Raw genomic sequence first — 23,628 nt, 5'->3', positions numbered from 1 at the left:
ATCGATGAATCTGACTGAACCCCGCGAACTGGCGCCGCTGCTGGAGGCGTTTCTCCTGGCCTCGGGCAAACCGCAATCCCTGGAGCGCCTGTTCGAACTCTTTGAAGAAGCCGAGCGCCCCGAGCCGCCGGTATTCAAGAAGGCGCTGGAGATCCTGCGCAAATCCTGCGACGGTCGCGCCTTTGAGTTGCGCGAAGTGGCATCGGGTTATCGCCTGCAGATCCGTGAGAAGTTTTCCCCGTGGGTCGGCCGCTTATGGGAAGAACGCCCGCAGCGTTATTCGCGGGCGATGCTGGAGACCATGGCGCTGATCGCCTATCGCCAGCCGATCACCCGGGGCGAGATCGAAGATGTGCGTGGCGTGGCGGTCAACAGCCATATCGTCAAGACCCTGCTGGAGCGCGAGTGGATCCGTATCGTCGGTTACCGCGACGTGCCCGGTAAACCGGCAATGTTCGCCACCACCAAGGTGTTCCTCGACCACTTCAACCTGAAGAACCTCGACGACCTGCCGCCGCTCGCCGAACTGCGCGAAATGGAGGCCGAGCCGGTGCTCGACTTCGACGACGCCCCGGTCCCGGCCAGCCTGCAGGAAATGGCCGATGCTACCGCCGAGCCGGAAGAGCCCAAGGACGAGACCAGTTTCCATACGCTGTTGCTGGAACTGGATGACATGGAACAGGGCATCAAGACCGACTTCGACGACTTGTTGCGTGATGGCGCGGCGGAGCCTGAAACCCAAGTGAACGTGGACGTAGAGCCCGAGGTCGAACCCGAGCCCGAGGAAGACATCCTCGGCGTGGCCGAAGCCCGGGAAAAACTCCTGGCTGCCGTCGCCGCCCTCGAACAGCCGCCGCTGAGCGACGAAGAAGACGAAGCCCGGGCCCTGGCCGAAGCCATCGAGGCCGAGCGCCGCCAGTTCGAAGACTGACGCGATCCACCAGCCACCGCTCCCACATTTGATTATTGTTGCCAGGGAGAAATCATATGAGTTCAACCAAAGACCCTTGCATCAGCGTCTGCAAATTCAGCGACGACATCTGCCTCGGCTGTGGCCGCAGCAAGCGCGAAATCCGTGCCTGGAAGAAACTCGACAAGGTTGATAAGCGCACCGTCTTGGCCGAAGCCGAGCTGCGATTGCTGGCCCTTGGCGCCACCGGTCGGCGGAAAAGCAAATGACTTGGGTCTTATCGACTACTCTCTGATGCGCAACGCGCGCCATGCGCGTATGATTCGCGACCCTTTGCTGATGTATTCGGCCAAAGCCCCGCTTTCAACACTCTTCAGGCCACGCCTGAATCGACCCACCGGGAGGTGCTTAAGATGAACGACAAAGACCAGAACGACAGCCAGGAAATCGGCCCAGCAGGCGAAAAACTGCAAAAGGTGCTGGCGCGTATCGGCGTGGGCTCGCGCCGCGACGTCGAAGCCTGGATCACCCAGAAGCGCATCAAGGTCAACGGCGTCGAGGCCACGCTCGGCCAGCGCGTCGACCTGCACGATGCAATCACCATTGATGGCAAGGTCATCAAGCGTGAAGAGGCTGCCGAATCGGTGCGCCGCGTGATCATGTACAACAAGCCCGATGGCGAGATCTGCACCCGTGACGACCCGGAAGGCCGTCCGACCGTGTTCGACAAGATGCCCAAGCCCAAAGAAGGCCGTTGGATCAACATCGGCCGTCTCGACATCAACACCACCGGTTTGCTGATGTTCACCACCGACGGTGAACTGGCCAACCGTCTGATGCACCCGTCCTACGAAATGGACCGCGAATACGCCGTGCGTGTGCGTGGCGAAGTCGATGACGAGATGATCGAGCGCCTCAAGGCGGGCGTGGTGCTGGAAGACGGCCCGGCCAAGTTCACCGACATCAAGCAGGCACCAGGCGGCGAGGGTTTCAACCACTGGTACCACTGCGTGGTGATGGAAGGTCGTAACCGTGAGGTTCGTCGCCTGTGGGAATCCCAGGGCCTGGTGGTCAGCCGCCTGAAGCGCGTGCGTTTCGGCCCGGTGTTCCTGAACTCCGACCTGCCGATGGGCCGCTGGCGCGAAATGAGCCAGTACGAAGTCGACATCCTCAGCGCCGAAGTCGGCCTGACGCCGGTCGCGATGCCGCAGATGAACGCCAAGAGCAAAGACAAGCTTGAGCGTATGCAGCGCAAATCGTCGCGCCCTGTGGCGCGCACCGAGCGTGTTGCCCGCACTCTGCGCCCGGCGCTGAATGCTCCGGCGACCGGTGGTCGTATCTCCCGTGAGCCGCAGATCGAAGGTGAGCGTCGCCCAACCGCGCCGTCACGTCAGGAAGGCGAGCGTGCGCCACGTGCGCCGCGTCCTGCCCCGGCGGGTGGTCGTAGCAACCGTGGTGAAGCCGATCGCCCGGCTGACAACGCCAGCACCAAGCGTCCAGCCAAGCCGGCGGCGAACAAACGCCCTGGCCCGAAACTGGTCGCGGATGAGCCGTCGGGCAAGCGCCGTGGCGCCCCGGCGGGTTCGGGTCAGCGTCCTGGTTTTGGTCGCAAGAAGCCGCAGTGATACCGTAAGCGCTGCACAAAAACGCCAACCCTAGGGTTGGCGTTTTTTTGGGGTCTGACATTTGGTAACCCAATCAAATGTGGGCGCTGGCTTGCCTGCGATCGCATCACTGCGGTCTGTCTGATAGACCGAGGTGCCTGCATCGCAGGCAAGCCAGCTGCCACATTTAGAGCCTCAGCGTTCATGAGGTCAGTGTTTAGAACGCAAACCTGCCATCAAACACCGGCTTGTCATCCAGCGCCAACACCCCACTGGAAAAGATCAAATCCAGGTGATGGCTGCCTTTCTGCCCGCCACCCAGGCCCAGGTGCAACCCGCAATGGCGCTCCTCAAAACCGGCATTGCGCGCATACAAGTCCTTGACGCCTTCGTTGGTGCCAATCCCCAACTCCTCGACACGCCGGTTGGACGGGTTGGCATTCAGGTACTTGTTGAAATCATCCGCCAACCCCGGCACGTCACTGGCCACGCTGCAAATGGTCGAGTTCTCGATCCACAGTTCCAGCGGTGACTCCAGCACCCCATATTTACGCGCGAACGGGATGGTGCTGAGAAAGGTACCGACAAACCGCACTTGGCCGTTGATGGCTTCGCTGTGGGTGGCGATCTCGCCGGGGGCCAGGTCGTGGTTGCCGACGCCGTTGATATTCGTCCACTTCTTGATGCTGCTCATCGGCGCTTCCAGGCGTGAGCCGTGCTTGTCGGTAAAGCTCAGCACCGTGGCTTGGGACATGCGTCGGATCAGCGTGGCGTTGAGGTCGGCAATGCGCTGGGGCTCGACGCTGAAGGTGTCGTAGAAGTAGTCGCCGTAATCCTTGAACAACAGGGACTTTTTCCAGTGCTCGGCCATCACGCCTTGCAGGGCGCGGATAAAGTCCGGGCCTTCGGCGCGTGGGTTGGGCAAGGTAGAGGAGTCGTAGAGAAACAAGTACAGGTCGCAGGCTTCGATGGCCTCGGCCAGGGGGTCGCTGGCGGCCAGGTCCAGACGCTGCACCTGGAAGTTGAAACGGGCGGCGCTGCTGTGGGTGATCGCCTGCGCGAGGGCGTCGTAGCGTTCGGTATGGCCCAGCAACACGGTGGGGCGGCTCAGGCCATTGAGGGCCGGGTGATGCGCGAGGTAGTAGAGAAAGTGTTCGACGGCGCGGGCCTTGTCCATGACGTGCTTCCTTTTGTGCCTTGGGTAAGGGGGCAGGTGCCGTGCACAGCACCTGCCGGATGCCTGCCGGTGTTTAGAATGGCCACATCGCGGTGCCGAACGGCACAACGGCGTCGGCTTGCATCATTTCAACGGCGGCCTCATGGGTCGGCGCTTCAAACCAATCGTCGAGTTGCAGTTCGGTTTCCAGGTCGTTTTCCAGTGCTTGCATGGTGTATCTCCTAGAGGACGTTGTTTGAGGACGGCTTGCCAACGGGCTTCGCTGGCAAGTGGAAAGAACCTAGGAGAGAGTGTTTCAAAATGCAAAATTTTTATTGACACGGTTTCATTTGGATTTTTTGTTCTGTTTTTTCGTTCCGATTTTTTCTTTAGGAAATTCAGTGAGCTGTCGCGGCTAAATTGCGGGAAGTTTGCGCGCGACAATTTTTCTTCAAATCATGGCTGTAACGTTATTTTTCCGTGCTGTAACGATTAGTTTACGTGTAAATGGCGACATTATGGGCCGATCCTGCCCTGTAAGGATTACCTGACAGATCGTCGCACTCGCCTTTCGAGGGCGCCCCCAAGCTGTCGAGCGGTGTACAATCCGCCGCGTTTTACTGTGACCCCCTTGCGTAACCACGCAAAAGGCCAAGACCTCAGGGTTTACCCACCCTGATCACTCCGCCTGGCCACGAGCCGGACGGGTTCGATTTCGTCACAGATAAAAACAAACAGGTGACGCATGACCGTTAGAAAGACGCTGTACTCCTGGTGCCTGCGCTGGGGTTTGAGCGGCGCTGCTTGAGTCGGTAATTCAAGGCAGCAACCTGCATTCAACATCATCAAACCTTGCGTGAGAGCCTTTTCATGAGTGTTTCCCCTTCCTCTTCAGGCGAGCTGAAACGCGGCCTGAAAAACCGGCATATCCAGTTGATCGCCCTGGGTGGCGCCATCGGCACCGGCCTGTTCCTCGGTTCGGCCGGGGTGCTTAAATCCGCCGGCCCGTCGATGATCCTGGGCTATGCCATCTGCGGCTTCATTGCCTTCATGATCATGCGCCAGCTCGGCGAAATGATCGTCGAAGAGCCGGTCGCCGGTTCCTTCAGCCACTTTGCCCACAAGTACTGGGGCGGCTTCGCCGGCTTCCTGTCGGGCTGGAACTGCTGGATCCTTTACATCCTGGTGGGCATGTCGGAGCTGACGGCCGTCGGCAAATACGTGCACTACTGGTGGCCGGAGATCCCGACCTGGGTCTCGGCCGCAGCCTTCTTCGTGCTGATCAACCTGATCAACCTGGCCAACGTCAAAGTCTTCGGTGAAGCCGAGTTCTGGTTCGCCATCATCAAGGTGGTGGCCATCGTCGGCATGATCGCCCTGGGCAGCTATCTGCTGGTCAGCGGCACCGGTGGGCCACAGGCCTCGGTGACCAACCTGTGGGAGCACGGCGGATTCTTCCCCCATGGCGTCGGCGGGTTGGTGATGGCCATGGCAATCATCATGTTCTCTTTCGGTGGCCTGGAAATGCTCGGCTTTACCGCGGCTGAAGCGGACAAACCGCGCACCGTGATCCCGAAAGCGATCAACCAGGTGATCTACCGCATCCTGATCTTCTACATCGGCGCTTTGGTGGTGCTGTTGTCGCTGACGCCGTGGGACAGCCTGTTGGCGACCCTCAACGCCTCCGGCGATGCCTACAGCGGCAGCCCGTTCGTGCAGGTGTTCTCGATGCTGGGCAGTGACACTGCCGCGCACATCCTCAACTTTGTGGTCCTGACGGCCGCGTTGTCGGTGTACAACAGCGGGACGTACTGCAACAGCCGCATGCTGCTGGGCATGGCCGAGCAGGGCGATGCGCCCAAGGCATTGGCGAAGATCGACAAGCGCGGCGTACCGGTGCGTTCCATTCTCGCTTCGGCGGCGATCACCCTGGTGGCGGTGCTGATGAACTACCTGATCCCGCAACACGCGCTGGAACTGCTGATGTCGCTGGTCGTGGCGACGCTGGTAATCAACTGGGCGATGATCAGCTTCTCCCACTTCAAGTTCCGCCAACACATGAACCGCACCGGCCAGGTGCCGTTGTTCAAGGCGCTGTGGTACCCGTACGGCAACTATGTGTGCTTGGCGTTCGTGGTGTTTATCCTGGTGATCATGCTCATGATTCCGGGCATCCAGGTGTCGGTGTTCGCGATTCCGGTGTGGGTGGTGTTTATGGCGGTGTGTTATGGGATCAAGAACAAGCGTAGTGCGCAGCAAGCGTTGGCGCCGGCTGCTTCACCAGTGAAGTGAGGCCTGCGTGAGATCAACCAAACCCGGCCATGCGCCGGGTTTGTTGTTTCAGGAATAGGCGAGAGCGCATTCGCGTATCCTTGGCTGCCCCCACAGAGAATCCTGCCGCCTATGCTGGTGATTTCCAACAACGTCCACTTGCCCGATGCCGAGATCGAGCTGACTGCTATTCGCGCCCAGGGCGCCGGTGGGCAGAACGTCAACAAGGTGTCGAGTGCGGTGCACCTGCGATTTGACATCCCCGCATCGTCGCTGCCGGCGTTCTATAAGGAGCGGCTGCTGGCGCTACGCGACAGCCGGATCACCAGTGAAGGTGTGCTGGTGATCAAGGCCCAGCAATACCGGACCCAGGAGCAGAACCGCGCGGATGCGTTGGCGCGTCTGGTGGAGTTGATCCTCAGCGCCACCAAGGTGGAGAAGAAACGCCGCCCGACCAAACCCACCCTGGGTTCGAAAAAGCGCCGTCTCGAATCCAAGACCAAGCGTGGCAGCATCAAGGCTGGGCGTGGCAAGGTCGACTTTTAGTCGCCACGCCCCTCGCGGGCCTTGGGCGCCTGGCGGTACAGGTACACACTCAGCAGCAAGCCACCGAGGGCGGCCAGGGCGGCGAACAGGAAGATCGACGCAAAGCCGAACCCTGCCGCCACCGCTCCGGCGAGCGGGCCGGTGATGCCCAGCGACAGGTCGATAAACAGCGAGTAGGCGCCCACCGCCGAGCCGCGGCTGGACGCCGGAACCAGGTTGACAGCCTCCACCCCCAGCGCCGGGAACACCAGGGAAAAGCCAAAGCCGCTCAACGCTGCGCCGGCCAGGGCCAGGTTGGCGTCGGGTGCCAGCCATAACAGCAGCAAGCCAAGAATCTCCACCGACAGGCAGGCAATCGCCACGCGAAAGCCGCCGATCCGGTTGATCAGGTTCCCGAACAACAACCGCGCACCGATAAAGCTGGCGCCGAACAGGCTCAGGGCCCACACCGCGTTATCCCAATGCTGGGTGGTGTAATACAAGGTGATGAAGGTCGCGATGGTGCCGAAGCCGATGGAGCCCAGCGCCAATGCACAGCCATGGGGCAATACGCGGCCCAGTACATTCATGAAGGGCAGGCGCACGCCGGCAACAATCGGCGCGGCGACCTTGTTCCAGGCCAGCAGCAGGCCGACGATTGCCAGCAGGATGATGCTGACGCCCATGCTCCACAGCCCGAAGTACCTGACCAGCACCACGCCCAGTGGCGCGCCGACGGCCAGCGCGCCGTAGCTGGCGATGCCGTTCCAGGAAATCACCTTGGCGGTGTTCTGCGCCCCGACCCGCCCAATGCCCCAGCCGATGGAGCCCGAACCCACCAGGCTTTCCGCGCTGCCAAGGACCAGGCGGCCGATCAACAGGCTACCCAGGCTCAAGGCCGGCAGGCTTGAGAACCACGCCGCGAGCAGCATGAACACACCGCTCAGTCCGCAGCCCGCCAGGCCGATCAGCACAGCGCGCTTGCTGCCCAGGTTGTCGATGATCTTGCCCGCATAGGGGCGGCTCAGGAGGGTGGCCAGGTATTGCACGCTGATCACCAGGCCGGCGATCACTGCGCCGTAACCCAGTTCACTGTGGACATAGCCTGGCAATACGGCCAGGGGAATGCCGATGTTCAGGTAGCCAATGAAGGTGAACAATACGATGGAAACAACTTGCAGCGTGACCGCCATGGGGCGCTGGGTATCGGGCATGGGGAGAGGTCCACTGTCGCGGCAGGTAAAGATAGGCTGCTAATGATACCGGGGGTTTGGCTCGCGCAGGGCGGTAAAACGCAAAAACCTCCGCTCAGAAAGACGTCAGGCTTTGGTCGAGGCGAGCAACTGGGTGGTGACCAGGGCGGCGAGGGCGTTTTCCTGGGTGCCGAAGCGTTTGAGCAGCCGCGCTTGTTTGTCGGCGCTGAGGCGGTTCCAGATTTCGACCATCTGCAAGGCAGCGTCGAGTACGGCGGTATCCGGGGTGTCGGGAAGGGTATCGGTCATGGCGGGCGTCTCGATTCATTCAGGCAGTGTGGAAAGCGCTCAAAACGCTGCGCTTTCCACACGGTCTGGTACGGCGTCAGTCCTGGCTTTTGCTGTCGACTGGTTTTGCTTCTTTGGCCTCAGGCTGTTTGTCACTGGCCTGCTGCGGTGTTGGCTGCTCTGTAGGGTGCAGGCTTGGGAAGGGGAGATTAGGTATCTCGTGCATCGTCGTCGCTCCTCGCAAGGTCTGTTTTTTCAATCGCAGGTGATTCCGCGCTCTCAAAAAGCTTTGGCAGGATACAGCACTGCAAATGACAAAAAGATTTTTATGTCCTCGGAAGGATGAACTTTCATCGTTTAAACGGTCGTTTGGTCAGAAGGGTACCTTGCCCAGGATCATGTCGCGGTACATCACAAAATCCCCCAACAGGCTGTAGAACGGGTGCTGGAAAGTCGCCGGGCGGTTCTTTTCGAAGAAGAAGTGGCCGATCCAGGCAAAGCTATAACCGGCAATCGGCAAGGCAATCAGCAGGCCCAGCGAACCTTTGCCGATGGCGTACGCCAGGATGCCGATCACCAGCGTGGTGCCGATAAAGTGCAGGCGCCGGCAGGTGCTGTTGGCATGTTCACTCAGGTAGTAGGGGTAGAACTCAGCGAAGCTGTTGAATCGCTTGATGTTTTCCACGATGACCGGCCCTTTGATTATTGTGCCGCCCAACAGATGTTCGGCGGGGAGCTTATTTGAGTCTAGAGTGATTAGTGGTAACAGCCAGTGACAATAGATGCCACTTTAGTATCCTTGGCTTCCTGGCTGCCGTTTGAGCCTGCTTTATTAAGACGACGCCATGAGCGAACGAACAACTTCTGCAAGCTGGGCGATGGGGATAGTGAAGGCATTGGAAATGGACGGCCTGGATTGCCGTGCCTTGTTCAAGCAGCTCGGTCTCGACTACGCCGCCCTGAGCGACCCCGATGCGCGGTTCCCGCAGGATTCCATGACCCGCCTGTGGCAGCGGGCGGTAGAGCTGTCGGGCAACCCGGCGATCGGCCTGAACATGGGCAAAGTGGTGCGTCCGGCATCGTTTCATGTGGCCGGGTACGCGCTGATGTCCAGCAACACCCTGGCTGAAGGCTTCATGCGCCTGGTGCGTTACCAGCGGATCATTGCCGAAAGTGCCGACCTGAGTTTCCGACTGGTCCCCGAAGGTTATGCGCTGATTCTGACGGTACACGGTGATCATCTGCCGCCCACCCGGCAAAGTGCCGAAGCGTCGCTGGCCAGCGCCTTGGCGCTGTGCGGCTGGTTGACGGGCCGCACGCTGCAGCCACGCAAAGTGGTGCTGCAAGGTGAGCAGCCGGCGGACTTGGCCCCGTATAAACAAGCCTTCCACGCGCCGCTGGAGTTCAACGCGCCTTATGATGCGCTGATTTTTGAGCGGGCCGACATGGACGCGCCGCTGCCCACGGCCAACGAAGCCATGGCACTGCTGCATGACCGCTTTGCCGGTGAATACCTGGCGCGTTTCTCGGAAAGCCGTGTGACGCACAAGGCGCGGCAGGTGTTGTGCCGCCTGCTGCCCCAGGGCGAGCCCAAGCGTGAAGTGGTGGCCCAGGCGCTGCACTTGTCCCAGCGTACGTTGCAGCGGCGCTTGCAGGAGGAGGGGACCAGCTTTCAAACGCTGCTCGACGACACCCGTCGCGAGTTGGCCGAGCAATACCTGGCACAGCCCAGCATGACCCTGTTGGAAATCGCCTACCTGCTGGGTTTCGCCGACCCGAGCAATTTCTTTCGTGCGTTTCGCCGTTGGTTTGATGCCACGCCCGGTGAATACCGGGCGCGGTTGCTGGACGCGTCGAGCGTCAGTGGCGCCAAAACGCCGGAATGCACAGAACAAAGACCGTAATAATCTCCAGCCGGCCGAGCAGCATGCCCAGCGACAGGATCCATTTGGCCGCATCCGGCAGGCTGGCGAAATTGCCCGCTGGGCCGATGGTTTCGCCCAGGCCTGGGCCCACGCCTGAGACGGTACTCGCGGCGCCGGTCAAGGCGGTCATCCAGTCCAGGCCAAGCAGCGACAAGGCCAGGGCGATAGCGCAGATGGTGATGGCGAAGAAAAACGAAAACGTCAGGATCGAGCGCACGATCTCTTCGTCGAGGCGGTGGCCGTTGTACTTTTGCTTGATCACCGCACGAGGGTGGATCAACTGGTTCAAGTTGGCCTTGAGCAGGATATAGGCGACCTGGAAACGGAAAATCTTGATCCCGCCGGCGGTCGAGCCGGAACAGCCGCCGATAAAACCCAGGTAGAAGAACAGCATCAGCGAGAAGTTGCCCCACAGGCTGTAGTCCCCCAGGGCGAAACCGGTGGTGGTCACCACCGACGTGACGTTCAACGCCACATGCCGCAAGGCATCCAGCCAATGCAGGTTGGTGGTCCACCAGTACCACGTGCCGAGCACCAGCCAGGTCACCACCAGCAAACCGAGCAAGCCCTGCACCTGCTGATCCTTGATCAGCGCCCGACGGTTGCCACGCAGCGTGGCCACGTACAGGGTGAACGGCAGGCTGCCAAGGATCATCACCACCACCGCCACCCAGTGCACGGCGGGCTGTTTCCAGTGCGCCAGGGATTCGTCGGAGGTGGAAAAACCGCCGGTGGAGATCGCCGACATCGCATGATTGATCGCATCGAACACGCCCATGCCGGCCCACCAGAACGCCAGGCTGCCGAGGATGGTGATGCCCACATACGCGGCCACGATCAGCCGCGCCACCATGTGCGAACGGGGCATGACTTTTTCCGAGCGGTCCGAAGATTCGGTCTGGAACAGGCGCATGCCACCAATGCGCAGCAGCGGCAGGATCGCTACCGCCATCCCGATGAAGCCGATGCCACCCAGCCAGTGCAGCAGTGAACGCCAGATCAGGATGCCCGGCGACATGGCATCCAGGCCGCTCAATACCGTAGAACCGGTGGCGGTAATGCCGGACATGCTTTCGAAAAACGAGTCGGTGTAGCTGATGTGCTGGGTCAGCAGAAACGGCAGCGCGGCAAAGATACACACCACCACCCAGCTGCTGACGGTCAGCAGGTACATGTCCCGCGGGCGCAGGTGCACATGCTCGGGACGACCCGGAATCACCAGGGCCAGGCCGGCGATAAAGGTGATCATGCTGGCCCACAGAAACGAGGGCAGGTCGCTGGTGCGTTCGAAGATCACAAGGGTCGCCATGGGCACGACCATGGCGATCGCGAGGGTGATCAGGAAGATGCCGATGATGAAACCGATGATACGCAGGGTCGGCAACGCCATGAAATTCGCTCGAAATAGGGCAGAGGCGCCATTCTACCTGGGGTGCAGGGCATGTAAACCTTGGTCGCCGATCTGCGGCGCTTAGCTATGTAGCGCCTGGTTCAGGGGGCGCTTAGGCACGATGGGCCGGTATGTTTCCTATTCGAGAGGCCACCATGCCGTCTGATTCATTGTTTTCTGCACCGTCAAGTTTCAAGGACGCACCGCAACAGGTCGCGTTGCGCGACCAGTTAATGGCGCTTGATCGCCAGATCGCCGAGCAGTTTCAGTCGCCACCGACGTTCCATTCATTTGTGCAGCATGAGTTCGAGCAAGCATTCCCGACGTTGACGCCCAGCCTTGATGTGCGTCACGCCTTCATCCGACTGCCCGCGACGACCATCCCGCCGGCGACCTCTGCAGCGCAACCGTCCACCGAGACCGAGTTACTGCCCTCGCTGTTCGAGGCGGTGGTGCAACGTATCGTCGCTGATCAGCCAGCGAGTTATGCGCAGCGCATGGCGACCCTGCATCGGCTGCCGGCGACTGGCGACGCGCTGCTGCCCTTGAGCGGTATCACCCCGGCCGGGCTGGATAAATTCCTCGACCGCCTGGCCGCTGGGCTGGGCGCTTATTACAGCGCTTTTGTGAAAACCTTCTGGACGCGCGCGCAGCCTGACGGATGCTCGCACGCAGAAACAATGGTTGGTGCACACCCGTATCGAACTGCTGAAAGCCGAAGTGGCGCTACTCGCTGCCGATCGCCTGCTCAGCCCCGCCGACCAGGACCTGTTCGCCCTGGTGCTGCGTCACCCGCACGCCCAGGCACGACAAGCTTTGCGCGGCGACCGGCCATGTGTCTACGAGGTAGCCCTCAAGGGCGCGACCGGCGCGGTGGATCTGACCTTGCGCGGCGCCTTTGTGCTGACTGCCAGAGACCCGGAGCAAGCCGTGGTGAGGCCACAGGAGGAGGTCACGCCGGCCCGGGTGCGGCCCGTGGACCCGAGCATGAACGTCGGTACGGTATTGCTGTTTCTGCCGGACTCCGGCCTTGAAGCGTTTGACTCCCTGGCCAGCCTGGATCAGGAGTTGCACCGGCGTTTGAACCACCCCGTCGAATTCGCCGCGGTGCTCGATGGCCTGGCCGTGGCCGACCAGGCACAAGGCTTGGCCCTGCATCGTCAGCTCAAGGCCACGGGGCAGGTGGTCTATCATGAACAGCTCGGTTCGCCGTTCGAGGCGAGCGTCGAGGCGCAATGTCAGTTGATGCTCGACAACTTCACCTCAACCCTTTCCCACTACCCGTCACCGGTCGACCCCATCGAAATGGCCGAGTTGCCGCAGGTGTTGGACCGGGTGACGGACCCCGGCCGGCTCTTCAGTGCCGGCGGGGTCTTATGGGGGCGCGACATCAAGCGCGGGCAGGCGCAGATCAGGACCTTTCTGCATGACGCCTCCCTTGCCGATAAAGACGCATGGCGGGTCGCGATGACGGACTACCGCGACCTGCTGTCGAGCCTGCCGGACGCCGAGGGGCTGCCGTCGCTGGCGCAATTCAGCGATAAGCCGGCGCTGCTGGCATACGCCAACGAACAACTGCGCATCCGCCTCAAGGCTGACTATGCACTGGACATCGACCCCGACACGGTCCGCGTGCATACCAAAGAACCGTTCGTTCCTGCGACTGTCGTGGTTCCGGGCGCGCCTGCTCCGGCGCCGCGCGAGCCCGGCACACCGTTGTTCCGGCATCGAAGCCGCACGCTGAGCGAACTGGCGCTGGAGAATGTCGGCGGGCTGGATTTTAACTTCACACACTTTTCCAGGCTGAGTGAAAACACCCGCAAACAGCCTGATGAAGCCTTGCTGCCGGAAGATCTGACGCCGGCCCCGGCCTATGACGGGCTGACCCTGCAACAGGTCAAGGACCTGGTGCGCGCGGTCAACGTCGGACAAAGCTACGACACCTTTCTGAAAGACCGCCTCATCACCTCGCCCGGCGCGCTCGCACTGAAGCAGACCTACGCTCAGGTCATGCGTCTGCAACTGCGACTCGACGCCATCGAGGCCAAGATCAACGGCGACTTTCTCCCGGACCGTCTGAACCGAGGCTTCAATTGGGTGCAGGCGGTGCTTGACGCCCCGGTCGACAGTGATCGGCGCACGCGTGTCGAAGGCCATCGGATTCTCGTGCAGCACTTGAAACTGCGCGGTCAGCGCGTGCGTGGGGTACTGCTGTTCGTCTCGGCCTCCGCCGGGGTCGGCTCGATCGTGGTGTACACCCCCCAGGCGCCCGACGGTCGCGTGTTCCACGAGTACGCCAAAGACCGCCTGATGACCGACTTCGTCATGAACAGCAGTTGGCGCGCCTACCTGCTGGGGCGCGTGGAGCGGGCCTTCGAATCCCAGGTCCGCGCCGTGCTCAGGGGGCGCGGCGACGTGTCGATGGTGAGCACGGGCCGGATTGCCGACGACCTTTTCGAGGAGGCCTACGAGGTTGAAGCGAACTTCGTGATCAACGACGCCGCCGCGCAATCGAGGAGTACCCAGCACGTCAACGTCGAAACCGGCCTGAGCGTGGCGACTCTGGCCTTCGACGTCCTGTCCATGGTGCTGCCGGTCAGGATCATGTTGCCGATCGGCCTGGCGCGCAGCCTGTTTTCGGTGTTCAACGCTGTCGAGGCGCTGGACCTTGGCGACCGTGCCGGCGCTGCGCAGTATTTCGTGCGGTCGCTGGGCGAGTTGGTCGGGGCGCTGGTGGACGGCGCGGTCGGGGCCGGTGCGCCCGTGGCGGGTGCCAGGCCAAGGGTGTTGCCGGCGGAGATGGCGCTGTGGAAAAAGCCCGACGGCGTGCTGCCGTTGGCCGGATGGGAAGGCAAGGGCGTGTATCACTCGGCCTCGAACGCGGCGGGCGCCGAGCACTACTTCCTCAATGACGGCGGGCGTTGGTATTCGATCCTCGATGACGGTGACAAAGCCGTCTGGCGGCTCAGGGACGCACGCAAACTGACGCAGTACCACTACGCGCCGATCCGGCAAAGTGCGGCGGGGCAGTGGGAAATAGGTGCTCATGCGGTCGGGGGACTCAAGGGAGGCAACTCGCCCGAGCGCGCCCTCAGGGACCTCTACCCGCGCCTGGATGACGTGCAGGCCAGGCGGGTGTTTGAGGCGTTCAATTTCCCGGCGGGGCGCGAAATCGAATACCGGCTGGCGCTGGTCGAAAACCTGCGGTTGAGGCTCTCCACAGCGGCTTTTGAGCCCTATCTGAACGTGCCGCTCCTGCGGTTCCAGTGGCGTCTGGACGGCATCGATCTGCCGGACGTGCCCGCGGTGATCACCCTGCGGCCGGCGCCCGTCGAACCGCCACTGACGCCGCCCCGCACCCCGGCCCCCGAGGCGCCCGTCGTGCGGCCTGCAAACGAACGATTCATTGAATGGGGCAGAATCCTCGACGAGGCCGAGCTTGAGGTGGTGGATGCGACACGCGGCATCTATCGGCGGATTGCAGGCGATCCGCAGTGGCTGGGGCAAGAGTACATCAAGATGGACCGGCGCTATTTCGTGATTTTGCCCCGGGATACAGCGACTCCCAATGACGTATTCATTCGCGACCCTGCACAACCGGCCACGTACTTCACGGACCTGGAAAACCTGCTGCGTTCGGGCATCTACAATCAGCCCCGACAGGCGAAGTTCGCCACCGGGGACGGGCTGTGGGTGATTGCCAGTGACGTTGCCTTGAAAAAACCGCTCACGATGTATGTGCGCGAGGCCTTCGCGCTGCTGACCACCCGCAGTCAGGTGGAGCTCGCCCAGGCCCTGTTCAATCGGGCCAACCCGAGAGGCCTGACCCAACAGGGCCAGCATTCGCTGATACGCACCCTGCGCGACTGGCAGTTTTGGCGGACCATGACATACGCAGGACTGGCCGATCCGTTTTCGTTACTTCCACCCACCCGCGCACTCAGCGACGGCAGTTGGCAGCTACCGAATGCGCCGGGGCATTATCGCCGTCTGGACTTTCGTCCGGAGCCCGTCGTGGTGCCGCTGTTCAATGCGCTCCCGCCTGGTGCCGGCGGGCGCTTGAGAACCTTGATGAGTGAGGTGGTAACCCGCTGTCGCTACGGCGTCCTGAGCGGTTATGACTTTCCCGGAGAGTTGCTGTTCAGGCGCCCTGGCGATGTCAGGCTGTACTGGCTGAGATTGCGCCGTGTGGTAGGGGATCGAATCGCCGCAGACGCCCAGGCTGGGCCCTACAAAAGCTTGATGGATGAGCCGACGCGCAGACTGGTCACGCAGGCTGAGGTCAGTCATAACCTGGTGCCGTTGATGGGCGGTATTCAATTGACGACGCCCGCCGCGTCGCCGCAGATTTTTATCATTCGGGTGTGACGCCTCCGATTATCGATGTAAAAAAAATGCCCCGAGCAGGTCGGGGCATTCTGGGTGACGCTTAGGATCGCGGCGGTGATCAGAACTCGTGATCAGCGCTGTCCGGGTTCAGGTCGCTGATGCCCAGCTTGCCTGCCGCTGCTTCGATCGAGCCGGTCTGCTTGACCAGTGCGGCGATGGCATCGCGCACGATCTGGTTACCCGCGTCGTTGCCTGCGGCGATCAGTTGGTCGTAGTGCTCACCCTTGTTGGCGTGGTCAACCATGACCTGGATCTTGGCTTCCGTGGCGGCGAGGTCCGCTTTGAGCGCGGAGTCGGCAGCCGGATCGGCCTTGGCCACCAGCGACGACAGGCTGGCACCGGTCATTTTGGTGCCGTCGACGCGGGTGTACTCGCCCAGGTAGACGTTGCGGATGCCCTTGGCGTCGTAGAAGTGCGAGTTGTGGGTGTTGTCGCTGAAGCAGTCCTGCTCGTCTTCCGGCGAGTTGGCTTCCAGGGACACCTTCATGCGCTCACCCGCCAGTTCGCCGAGGGACAGGCTGCCCATGCCGAACAGCATTTTGCGCAGGCCGTCGGTGGCAGGTTCTGCCTCCAGGGTGGCGCGGTAGTTGTCTTCGACGTTGGGTTTCCAGTTGCCGACCATTTCTTCGAGGTCGCTGACCAACAGTTGGGTGACCGCGCGCAGGTAGGTGCGGCGACGCTCGTTGTGCCCGCCAGTGGCGCCGTCGCCGGTCAGGTAGTCCGACGCAGGACGGTTGCCGGCGCCTGGGCCGGTGCCGTTCAGGTCCTGGCCCCAGAGCAGGAATTCGATGGCGTGGTAGCCAGTGGCGACGTTGGCCTCGGAACCGCCCAGCTCGTTGAGGCTGGCGAGTTTTTCCGGGGTGATGTCCTTCACGTCGACCTTGTCTTCGCCGACCTGGATTTGGTTGTTGGCGATGATATTGGCGGTGGCACCTGGGTTACCCAGGGCGTGTTCGTAGGACTTGTCGACGTAGTCGATCAAGCCTTCGTCCAGCGGCCATGCGTTCACCTGGCCTTCCCAGTCGTCGATGATGGTGTTGCCAAAGCGGAACACTTCGCTCTGCAGGTAAGGAACGCGGGCGGCGATCCAGGCCGTGCGCGCGGCTTTCAGCGTCTCGTCGTTCGGCTTGGCGAGAAACGCGTCGATCGCGGTCTGCAGGGTTTTCGCGGTGGACTCGGCGTCGCTGTAGACCGCGAACACCATGTCTGCGTAATGCGCGACCACGGCCTTGGCAGCGGCTTCATCGACCTGGCCGGCAGGGGTGGCAGCCGCTGGAGCGGTAGTGCTGGCAGCCGGGGTCGGCGCCTGGGGCGCTGCGGCCTTGTCTTTACCTTCGCCGCAACCGGCGAGAGAAATGGCAATGGCCAGCAGACTGGCGGTGGCCAGGGGCATACGAATCATGGCGAACATCCTGCTTCGGTTGTTGATGGGGCGCGCGCGGGCGCGCAAAAACTGCGACATAATGCGAAAGATTTGCATTTTGTGTAAAGGGTTATACGCGGGAAATATTCAGTATCGTTTTGCCGTGTCAAAGAATCGCTGCGTTATTGCGCTCCGACTGCTTCAAAAATGCCGCCAACTCTCGTGCCTGCAAGGGTTTGCTGTAGTGATAACCCTGACCTTCATGGCAGCCCTCGGAGATGATGTAGGCCTCCTGCTCAGCGGTTTCCACGCCTTCGGCGATCACCTGCATGCCCAGGCTTTTACCCAGTTGAATGATCGCCCGCACGATGGTGGCGTCGTCGTCATCGTCCAGCAGGTCCTGCACGAAGCTCTTGTCGATCTTGATCTTGTCCAGCGGCAGGCTTTTCAGGTAACTGAGGGATGAGTAGCCGGTGCCGAAGTCATCAATAGCAATCAATGCCCCGGAACGGCGCAGGCTCAGCAGGTGCTGGGCGGCGGTGCTGATATCTTCCATCAGCCCGGTCTCGGTGACTTCCAGTTCCAGGCTGCGCGGCGGCAGGCGGTAGATCTGCATCAGGTTGTTGACCACCCGCGGCAACTCGGTGTGGTGCAACTGCACGGTTGAGAGGTTGACCGCCATGCGCAATTCGGAGAAACCCATGTCGTGCCATTCGCGCAGTTGCCGGCAGGCCTGGTCCAGTACCCATTCGCCAATCGGGATGATGGTGCCATTCTGTTCGGCCAGCGGAATAAACAGGTCCGGCGGTACCAGGCCATGTTCCGGGTGCTGCCAACGGATCAGTGCTTCGACGCCCACGACATGGTGGTCGCGGTAGCTGATCTGCGGCTGGTACACCAGGTGGAACTGGTCGCGGCTGAGGGCGTCGCGCAGGTCTTTTTCCAGCTCGCGGCGACGGCGCATTTCGCTGTCGACGCTGGCGATATAGAACTGATAGCGGTTGCGCGACCGGGTCTTGGCCAGGGTCATGGTCTGTTCGGCTTTCTGCAGCAGCTTTTCGGTGCTGTCGCCGTCTTCCGGGAACAGCGTGATGCCGATGGTTGCGCGCAGGCGGATGCCCTCATGGTCGAGGGCAAATTCCGCTTCCAGGTCATCCAGGATGCTTTGCGCCAGCTCGGCGGCTTCGTACGGTTGATCGATATCGGCCTGCACCAGGGCGAACTGGTCGCCGCCCAGTCGGGCCAGGGCGCCGAGGCGGCCGCTGTGGGCGCGTAAACGGTCAGCCAAGGCCAGCAGCAATTTGTCGCCGGCCTGATAAGTGAACTGCTCGTTGACGCTCTTGAAATCATCCAAGCCCACACACAACACCGCCACACGGCGCTGGCGGCGGCCGGCGTCGATGAGGATCTTGTCCAGTTGCTCCTGCAGTTTCTGGCGGTTCGGCAGGCCCGTGAGGAAATCGTACTGGGCCATGCGCAGCAGGCTGCTTTCGGCCTCGTGGCGCAGGTGGGTATTGCGCTCGATGGATTCGAGCAACTGGTTGGCGGTATTGATCCACAGCCCCAGTTCGTTGCGCTCATGGCCCTTGAGCTGCGGGATCTTGTGTTCGCTGGGCCGGTCGGGGTTGATCGACGTCAGGTGCTCGATAATGCGCGAAAGCGGTTTGGTCAGCAGCCAGTGATAGACCAGGTACAGCACCAGGCCCATGGCCAGGGCACGTAGCACCCCGGCAATGAAGATGATCACTGAATTGACGATGAAACCCTGACCATAAGTGCCGGTGTCGAGGGTGATGCTCAGGTCGCCGTAATACTCGCTGTAGGGGCCTTTGCCGACCAGGGGCGTGGTAAAGGTGCGTTCCTGGCCAAGAATCAGGTCGGTTAACCAACGGCTGGGCGATTGCTGCAAGGCGCGGCTTTTCTCAGCGAGCATGGTTTCGTTGGGGTGGCCGATGGACGCCATGCGCACCGCGTCATCCTGGAACAGGCCTTCAATGACTTGCATGCCCATCTCGCGGTCCAGGCTGTAGACGGCCTGGGTCGAGGGGTCGCGGAACATGTCGAGGATGCGCTGGGCATCGCCGGCCACGGCCTGGCGCGTCTTGTAGGCATCAAAAATGATCTGCGCCACGCTCAGTGTGACGCCCACGATCAATGCTGACAGCAGCACAACCCGTAGCAACTTCACCGACAAGCTGTTCTTGAGTTCCAGCTTCAAAGGGGCATTCCTTGTCTCATGCGGGTGGCCTTCAATATGCCATGAGTATTGGCAATCCCGTGAGGGCAGTCAAAGGAACATTGGGGCCGCAGACGACTTGATGCTGGATACGCAGAAAAAACCAGAATAAACGGCGGATGTGCTCCGCCGTCCGGGGACTCGACTTACCTGCGGTCAGGCCAATGCCCTCCCAGGTCGTGAGCGGGGTCACTGATAGTCGGAAATTTCGATCTTAGGCGGCGCCGACGGCATCATGTCTTCACCTGGCTTGCTTGGCGCACTGGCACCGCCGCCTTCGCCACCGCCACCGCCACCCGCGCCACCGGCGAGGCCTTTCATCAGCCCGCTGATGAGTTGCATCGCCATCTGTCCGCCTGCTTTTCCGATTTCTTCCATCATTGATTCTCCAGCAGAGTATGAAAGGGTTATTCCTCTCACCGAGTGGGTGGCAAATTCCCTTCTGCGGGTTCCACCATTCCGTGCCGAACGCCCACGAAAAAGCCCGGCAATGCCGGGCTTTTTCTACTGCAAGCGTTGCTTAGGCAGTGAAGGTCTTGCCTTCGAACTGCTCAGCCACGAACTTCCAGTTGACCAGGTTCCAGAACGCTTCCACATACTTTGGACGCACGTTGCGGTAGTCGATGTAGTAGGCATGTTCCCAGACGTCGCAGGTCAGCAGCGGGGTGTCGCCGTTGGTCAGCGGGTTGCCGGCGCCGATGGTGCTGGCCAGGGCCAGGGAACCGTCAGCCTTTTTCACCAGCCAGCCCCAACCGGAACCGAAGGTGCCGACGGACGTCTTGGTGAACTCTTCCTTGAACTTGTCGAACGAACCGAACGCAGCGTTGATGGCTTCAGCCAGCGCGCCGGTCGGTTGGCCACCGGCGTTTGGCGCCAGGCAGTTCCAGTAGAAGGTGTGGTTCCAGACCTGAGCGGCGTTGTTGAAGATGCCGCCCGAAGAGGACTTGACGATCTCTTCCAGGGTCTTGCCTTCGAACTCGGTGCCTGGCACCAGGTTGTTCAGGTTCACGACGTAGGTGTTGTGGTGCTTGTCGTGGTGATACTCCAAGGTTTCCTTGGAGATGTGCGGCTGCAGGGCATCGTGTGCGTAGGGCAGCGGCGGCAATTCGAAAGCCATGATGATTCTCCTAATCAGGTCAGTTGCGGTGAGCGCAAGGCCGATCACGGGCGGCCAAACAAGCGCCGGGGAGTTTGTACTCTTTGCGGCGCAGGGTCCGGATCATAGCACCGGGGGTGCGGCAAAACCACGCAACAACTGTGTGGGATAGAGGTTCCAGAGCGTTTTGGAATATTCCTCAGGCGCTGATCAACTGATAGGCCACGCTGAACATCATCACAGCCACCAACAGGTCCAGCAGACGCCACGTGGCGGGGCGTGCGAGCCAAGGTGCCAGCCATGCTGCCCCGAGTGCCAGGGTGGTGAACCACAGGAATGACGCGCTGGCGGCACCGGCCACGTAGGCACCGGGCTCGGTCTGTTGGGCACCGAGTGAGCCGATCAGCAGCACGGTGTCCAGGTACACGTGGGGGTTGAGCAAGGTCACGGCCAGCGCACTCAGCAACACTGCGCGCAGTGAGCGCACCTTGAGCGCGTCGCCCTGGTCCAGGCTCTGTTTCGAACACGCCCGACGCAGCGCGCAGGCACCGTACCAGATCAGAAACGCTGCGCCGCCCCAGCGTGCTACCGCCAGCAGTACCGGGCTTTGCGCCAGCACCGTGGCCAGGCCGAACACCCCCGCGGCCACCAGCAGGGCATCACACACCACGCACAGCGCAGCCACTGGCAAGTGATGTTCACGACGCAGGCTCTGCGCCAGTACAAAGGCATTCTGGGTGCCGATGGCCATGATCAGGCCCAGCGCCACCAGCAAACCATTCAAATAACTTTGCCACATAGGATTTACTCCGCGTCTACTGCCAGTTGCCGCAATACCTGCATGGCCTGTTCTGCGTCGGCACGCCCGACGAACAGGTGGTCGTGGTAATAGCCGGCAATCACGTTGCAACTGATGCCGGCCTTGCCCAACGCACTGGCGAAGGCGGCGGTGAGGCCCACGGCTTCCAGGGCCGAATGCACGTTCAAGGTGATCCACGCGGCGACGTAGTCAAACACCAGGCCGGCCTGTTCCGCTTGCTGGCGTTCGAGGATCAGGGTCAGGCCTTCCTGCTCGTGAAAGCTGCCGATCACCTCACACCCTGGAGGAATACGGTGGTCAGGCACGCTGCAGAACACATAGTCGCCGTCGTTGAGCTGGGGGCTCATGCTGCGCAGCAGGGTTGCCAGGGCGGTTTCGCCAGCCATGTGAGGTTCCTTATAAAGAGAGAAACGATGCTGGCTATTCTCCTGACACAGGCTGTATAAGAAAAACAAATATTGCTGATCGCTCATTAGAGAAACTGATGTTCGACTATAAATTGCTCTCTGCCCTGGCGGCAGTGGTGGAACAGGCGGGCTTCGAGCGCGCCGCCCAGGTGCTGGGATTGTCGCAATCGGCAATCTCACAGCGCATCAAGTTGTTGGAGGCGCGTGTTGGCCAGCCGGTACTGGTGCGGGCCACACCGCCGATGCCCACCGATATCGGCCGTCGCCTGCTCAACCATGTGCAGCAGGTGCGCCTGCTGGAGCGGGACCTGCAAAGCCAGGTGCCGGCGCTGGACGAGGAAGGCATGCCCGAAAGGCTGCGCATCGCGTTGAATGCTGACAGCCTCGCCACGTGGTGGGCTGAGGCCGTCAGTGGATTTTGCGCTGAACAGCATCTGCTGCTGGATCTGGTGGTGGAAGACCAGACCGTTGGCCTCAAACGTATGCGGGCCGGGGAGGTGGCGGCCTGTATCTGTGCCAGCGAGCGGCCAGTGGCGGGCGCGCGCAGCCTGTTGTTGGGCGCCATGCGTTATCGCGCGCTGGCCAGTCCGGCCTTTATCGCCCGGCACTTTCCCCAGGGCGTACGCGCGGACCAACTGGCGCGCACTCCTGCCCTGGTATTTGGGCCGGATGATTTTCTGCAGCACCGCTACCTGGCATCCCTCGGCGTGGACGGCGGTTTCGAGCATCATTTATGCCCATCGTCGGAAGGCTTTATCCGCCTGACGGAAGCCGGCCTGGGCTGGGGGCTGGTGCCGGAATTACAGGTTCGCGACCAACTGGAAAAGGGCATATTGGTCGAATTGTTGCCAGATAAGCCCATCGATGTGCCGTTGTACTGGCATCATTGGCGCAGTGGTGGGCAACTGTTGAGTCTGTTGACCGATCATCTGGCCCAGGCATGTGGTCAATGGTTGGTGCCGTTGGAGTGATGGCGCGCGTCAAGGCAACAGCGATGAAAAACGAAAGAACATGGGGTAATACATGAAGATTCTGGTCACCGGCGCAAGCGGCTTCATTGGCGGGCGCTTTGCGCGTTTCGCCCTGGAGCAGGGCCTGGACGTGCGGGTCAACGGGCGACGTGCCGAAGGTGTGGAGCACTTGGTCAGGCGCGGCGCCGAGTTTATCCAGGGTGATCTGAATGACGCCGACCTGGTGCGTGACCTGTGCCGTGACGTCGAAGCCGTGGTGCATTGCGCCGGCGCCGTGGGCTTGTGGGGCAAGTATCAGGACTTTCACCAAGGCAACGTGCTGGTGACCGAGAACGTCGTCGAAGCCTGTCTCAAACAGCATGTCGGGCGTTTGGTGCATCTGTCATCGCCATCCATCTACTTTGACGGCCGCGATCATCTGGGCCTGACCGAAGAACAAGTGCCCAAGCGCTTCAAGCACCCCTATGCCGCCACCAAGTACCTGGCCGAGCAGAAGGTGTTCGGTGCCCAGGAGTTCGGCCTCGAAGTGATTGCACTGCGCCCGCGCTTCGTCACGGGCGCGGGTGACATGAGCATCTTCCCGCGCCTGCTGAAAATGCAGCGCAAGAACCGCCTGGCCATTGTCGGTGACGGCCTGAACAAGGTGGACTTCACCAGCGTGCACAACCTTAACGAAGCGCTGCTCAGCAGTTTGCTCGCGCCGGGCTCGGCATTGGGCAGGGCCTACAACATCAGTAACGGTGCGCCGGTACCGGTGTGGGATGTGGTCAACTATGTGATGCGTCAAATGGAACTGCCTCAGGTGACGCGTTACAGGTCCTATGGTTTGTCCTACAGCGTGGCGGCGCTCAACGAAGCGTTTTGCGCGATGTGGCCAGGGCGTCCGGAACCGTCGCTGTCGCGGCTGGGTATGCAAGTGATGAACAAAGATTTCACCCTCGATATCAGCCGTGCCAGGCATTATCTGGACTACGAGCCCAAAGTCAGCCTGTGGACCGCCCTCGACGAGTTTTGCAGTTGGTGGAAAGCCCAGGATCCGGGGTTCAAGTAAGCACACAAGCGGCAACACTTCGGGAACCGAATC

21 protein-coding genes are annotated in these 23,628 nt (G+C 61.4%); 9 read left to right on the top strand and 12 right to left on the bottom strand.

The annotated features are described in order from the left end of the window. Positions 1–4: 4 nt before the first annotated feature. The 3 genes from scpB to rluB all read left to right on the top strand — a co-directional run bounded on the left by scpB (position 5) and on the right by rluB (position 2,535). Positions 5–931 carry an SMC-Scp complex subunit ScpB gene (scpB, locus tag PF1751_RS22010; protein WP_044287766.1) on the top strand — a complete coding sequence of 309 codons (927 nt, stop codon included), beginning with the start codon at positions 5–7 and terminating at the stop codon, positions 929–931. 56 nt (positions 932–987) lie between these two features. Further along, on the top strand, positions 988–1,179 hold the full coding sequence (locus PF1751_RS22005) for a DUF1289 domain-containing protein (RefSeq protein WP_042571244.1): 192 nt from the start codon (positions 988–990) through the stop codon (positions 1,177–1,179). A gap of 144 nt (positions 1,180–1,323) precedes the next feature. Then, positions 1,324–2,535 (top strand): 23S rRNA pseudouridine(2605) synthase RluB, encoded by a 1,212-nt coding sequence (gene rluB / locus PF1751_RS22000; protein ID WP_010208149.1) that lies wholly within the window; start codon positions 1,324–1,326, stop codon positions 2,533–2,535. A 196-nt stretch (positions 2,536–2,731) separates the two neighbouring features. On the opposite strand, the gene PF1751_RS21995 is transcribed toward rluB, so the two are convergent. Together PF1751_RS21995 and PF1751_RS29305 are read right to left on the bottom strand one after the other, a co-directional pair. Then, positions 2,732–3,691, bottom strand: coding sequence for a CgnE/CgnB domain-containing protein (locus PF1751_RS21995; protein WP_044287765.1), 960 nt, complete (start codon positions 3,689–3,691; stop codon positions 2,732–2,734). A gap of 73 nt (positions 3,692–3,764) precedes the next feature. Continuing rightward, positions 3,765–3,902 carry a hypothetical protein gene (locus PF1751_RS29305; protein WP_003175756.1) on the bottom strand — a complete coding sequence of 46 codons (138 nt, stop codon included), beginning with the start codon at positions 3,900–3,902 and terminating at the stop codon, positions 3,765–3,767. A 638-nt stretch (positions 3,903–4,540) separates the two neighbouring features. Between PF1751_RS29305 and PF1751_RS21985 the strand changes: the two genes are divergently transcribed. Both PF1751_RS21985 and arfB read left to right on the top strand, forming a co-directional pair. Beyond that, positions 4,541–5,962, top strand: coding sequence for an amino acid permease (locus PF1751_RS21985; RefSeq protein ID WP_021491252.1), 1,422 nt, complete (start codon positions 4,541–4,543; stop codon positions 5,960–5,962). A gap of 111 nt (positions 5,963–6,073) precedes the next feature. Then, positions 6,074–6,487: an alternative ribosome rescue aminoacyl-tRNA hydrolase ArfB gene (gene arfB, locus PF1751_RS21980; protein ID WP_010208154.1), complete on the top strand. Its 414-nt coding sequence runs from the start codon at positions 6,074–6,076 to the stop codon at positions 6,485–6,487. On the opposite strand, the gene PF1751_RS21975 is transcribed toward arfB, so the two are convergent. The 3 genes from PF1751_RS21975 to PF1751_RS21965 form a co-directional block, all read right to left on the bottom strand. After that, positions 6,484–7,680, bottom strand: a complete 1,197-nt coding sequence (locus PF1751_RS21975; RefSeq protein WP_044287763.1) for an MFS transporter — start codon at positions 7,678–7,680, stop codon at positions 6,484–6,486. The genes arfB and PF1751_RS21975 overlap by 4 nt on opposite strands. A 105-nt stretch (positions 7,681–7,785) precedes the next feature. After that, entirely contained in the window at positions 7,786–7,968 is a 183-nt protein-coding gene (locus PF1751_RS21970; protein WP_010208156.1) for a hypothetical protein, read from the bottom strand. 352 nt (positions 7,969–8,320) lie between these two features. Then, positions 8,321–8,632 carry an Mpo1-like protein gene (locus PF1751_RS21965; RefSeq protein WP_010208158.1) on the bottom strand — a complete coding sequence of 104 codons (312 nt, stop codon included), beginning with the start codon at positions 8,630–8,632 and terminating at the stop codon, positions 8,321–8,323. A 160-nt stretch (positions 8,633–8,792) separates the two neighbouring features. Between PF1751_RS21965 and PF1751_RS21960 the strand changes: the two genes are divergently transcribed. Further along, positions 8,793–9,851, top strand: a complete 1,059-nt coding sequence (locus tag PF1751_RS21960) for an AraC family transcriptional regulator (protein ID WP_010208161.1) — start codon at positions 8,793–8,795, stop codon at positions 9,849–9,851. Here the strand turns inward: PF1751_RS21960 and PF1751_RS21955 are convergent. Continuing rightward, positions 9,808–11,262 carry a TrkH family potassium uptake protein gene (locus PF1751_RS21955; RefSeq protein ID WP_010208163.1) on the bottom strand — a complete coding sequence of 485 codons (1,455 nt, stop codon included), beginning with the start codon at positions 11,260–11,262 and terminating at the stop codon, positions 9,808–9,810. The genes PF1751_RS21960 and PF1751_RS21955 overlap by 44 nt on opposite strands. A gap of 687 nt (positions 11,263–11,949) precedes the next feature. On the opposite strand from PF1751_RS21955, the gene PF1751_RS21950 reads away from it, so the two are divergent. Further along, positions 11,950–15,630, top strand: a complete 3,681-nt coding sequence (locus tag PF1751_RS21950) for a dermonecrotic toxin domain-containing protein (RefSeq protein ID WP_226994527.1) — start codon at positions 11,950–11,952, stop codon at positions 15,628–15,630. Positions 15,631–15,709: 79 nt separating this feature from the next. Here the strand turns inward: PF1751_RS21950 and PF1751_RS21945 are convergent, their stop codons facing one another. From PF1751_RS21945 to PF1751_RS21920, 6 genes are all read right to left on the bottom strand, one after another. Then, the gene (locus PF1751_RS21945; RefSeq protein ID WP_010208165.1) at positions 15,710–17,053 is read right to left on the bottom strand and encodes an imelysin family protein; all 1,344 of its coding nucleotides are present in this window, start codon (positions 17,051–17,053) and stop codon (positions 15,710–15,712) included. 127 nt (positions 17,054–17,180) lie between these two features. Continuing rightward, positions 17,181–19,232 carry a putative bifunctional diguanylate cyclase/phosphodiesterase gene (locus PF1751_RS21940; RefSeq protein WP_010208167.1) on the bottom strand — a complete coding sequence of 684 codons (2,052 nt, stop codon included), beginning with the start codon at positions 19,230–19,232 and terminating at the stop codon, positions 17,181–17,183. 207 nt (positions 19,233–19,439) lie between these two features. After that, on the bottom strand, positions 19,440–19,628 hold the full coding sequence (locus tag PF1751_RS29150; RefSeq protein WP_042571246.1) for a hypothetical protein: 189 nt from the start codon (positions 19,626–19,628) through the stop codon (positions 19,440–19,442). A 142-nt stretch (positions 19,629–19,770) separates the two neighbouring features. Then, on the bottom strand, positions 19,771–20,367 hold the full coding sequence (locus tag PF1751_RS21930) for a superoxide dismutase (RefSeq protein ID WP_003175739.1): 597 nt from the start codon (positions 20,365–20,367) through the stop codon (positions 19,771–19,773). 178 nt (positions 20,368–20,545) lie between these two features. Next, on the bottom strand, positions 20,546–21,145 hold the full coding sequence (locus tag PF1751_RS21925) for a LysE/ArgO family amino acid transporter (RefSeq protein ID WP_021491256.1): 600 nt from the start codon (positions 21,143–21,145) through the stop codon (positions 20,546–20,548). Between the two features lie 5 nt (positions 21,146–21,150). Further along, positions 21,151–21,552: an ACT domain-containing protein gene (locus tag PF1751_RS21920; protein ID WP_010208178.1), complete on the bottom strand. Its 402-nt coding sequence runs from the start codon at positions 21,550–21,552 to the stop codon at positions 21,151–21,153. A gap of 98 nt (positions 21,553–21,650) precedes the next feature. On the opposite strand from PF1751_RS21920, the gene PF1751_RS21915 reads away from it, so the two are divergent. After that, positions 21,651–22,544, top strand: coding sequence for a LysR family transcriptional regulator ArgP (locus tag PF1751_RS21915; RefSeq protein ID WP_021491258.1), 894 nt, complete (start codon positions 21,651–21,653; stop codon positions 22,542–22,544). A gap of 52 nt (positions 22,545–22,596) precedes the next feature. Further along, the gene (locus tag PF1751_RS21910; protein WP_010208180.1) at positions 22,597–23,595 is read left to right on the top strand and encodes an NAD-dependent epimerase/dehydratase family protein; all 999 of its coding nucleotides are present in this window, start codon (positions 22,597–22,599) and stop codon (positions 23,593–23,595) included. The last annotated feature ends 33 nt before the right edge of the window (positions 23,596–23,628 follow it).

The sequence above is a fragment of the Pseudomonas simiae genome, assembly GCF_000934565.1.
Lineage (GTDB): Bacteria > Pseudomonadota > Gammaproteobacteria > Pseudomonadales > Pseudomonadaceae > Aquipseudomonas > Aquipseudomonas simiae.
The sequence above is the reverse complement of the archived record's forward strand: the minus strand, read 5'-3'. Positions and strand labels throughout refer to the sequence as shown.

Bases quoted from the DNA above. Each gene is read 5' to 3' on its own strand.
- scpB (WP_044287766.1), top strand. From the start codon at position 5: ATGAATCTGACTGAACCCCGCGAACTGGCGCCGCTGCTGGAGGCGTTT.
- PF1751_RS22005 (WP_042571244.1), top strand. From the start codon at position 988: ATGAGTTCAACCAAAGACCCTTGCATCAGCGTCTGCAAATTCAGCGAC.
- rluB (WP_010208149.1), top strand. From the start codon at position 1,324: ATGAACGACAAAGACCAGAACGACAGCCAGGAAATCGGCCCAGCAGGC.
- PF1751_RS21995 (WP_044287765.1), bottom strand. From the start codon at position 3,691: ATGGACAAGGCCCGCGCCGTCGAACACTTTCTCTACTACCTCGCGCAT.
- PF1751_RS29305 (WP_003175756.1), bottom strand. From the start codon at position 3,902: ATGCAAGCACTGGAAAACGACCTGGAAACCGAACTGCAACTCGACGAT.
- PF1751_RS21985 (WP_021491252.1), top strand. From the start codon at position 4,541: ATGAGTGTTTCCCCTTCCTCTTCAGGCGAGCTGAAACGCGGCCTGAAA.
- arfB (WP_010208154.1), top strand. From the start codon at position 6,074: ATGCTGGTGATTTCCAACAACGTCCACTTGCCCGATGCCGAGATCGAG.
- PF1751_RS21975 (WP_044287763.1), bottom strand. From the start codon at position 7,680: ATGCCCGATACCCAGCGCCCCATGGCGGTCACGCTGCAAGTTGTTTCC.
- PF1751_RS21970 (WP_010208156.1), bottom strand. From the start codon at position 7,968: ATGACCGATACCCTTCCCGACACCCCGGATACCGCCGTACTCGACGCT.
- PF1751_RS21960 (WP_010208161.1), top strand. From the start codon at position 8,793: ATGAGCGAACGAACAACTTCTGCAAGCTGGGCGATGGGGATAGTGAAG.
- PF1751_RS21955 (WP_010208163.1), bottom strand. From the start codon at position 11,262: ATGGCGTTGCCGACCCTGCGTATCATCGGTTTCATCATCGGCATCTTC.
- PF1751_RS21945 (WP_010208165.1), bottom strand. From the start codon at position 17,053: ATGATTCGTATGCCCCTGGCCACCGCCAGTCTGCTGGCCATTGCCATT.
- PF1751_RS29150 (WP_042571246.1), bottom strand. From the start codon at position 19,628: ATGGAAGAAATCGGAAAAGCAGGCGGACAGATGGCGATGCAACTCATC.
- PF1751_RS21930 (WP_003175739.1), bottom strand. From the start codon at position 20,367: ATGGCTTTCGAATTGCCGCCGCTGCCCTACGCACACGATGCCCTGCAG.
- PF1751_RS21925 (WP_021491256.1), bottom strand. From the start codon at position 21,145: ATGTGGCAAAGTTATTTGAATGGTTTGCTGGTGGCGCTGGGCCTGATC.
- PF1751_RS21920 (WP_010208178.1), bottom strand. From the start codon at position 21,552: ATGGCTGGCGAAACCGCCCTGGCAACCCTGCTGCGCAGCATGAGCCCC.
- PF1751_RS21915 (WP_021491258.1), top strand. From the start codon at position 21,651: ATGTTCGACTATAAATTGCTCTCTGCCCTGGCGGCAGTGGTGGAACAG.
- PF1751_RS21910 (WP_010208180.1), top strand. From the start codon at position 22,597: ATGAAGATTCTGGTCACCGGCGCAAGCGGCTTCATTGGCGGGCGCTTT.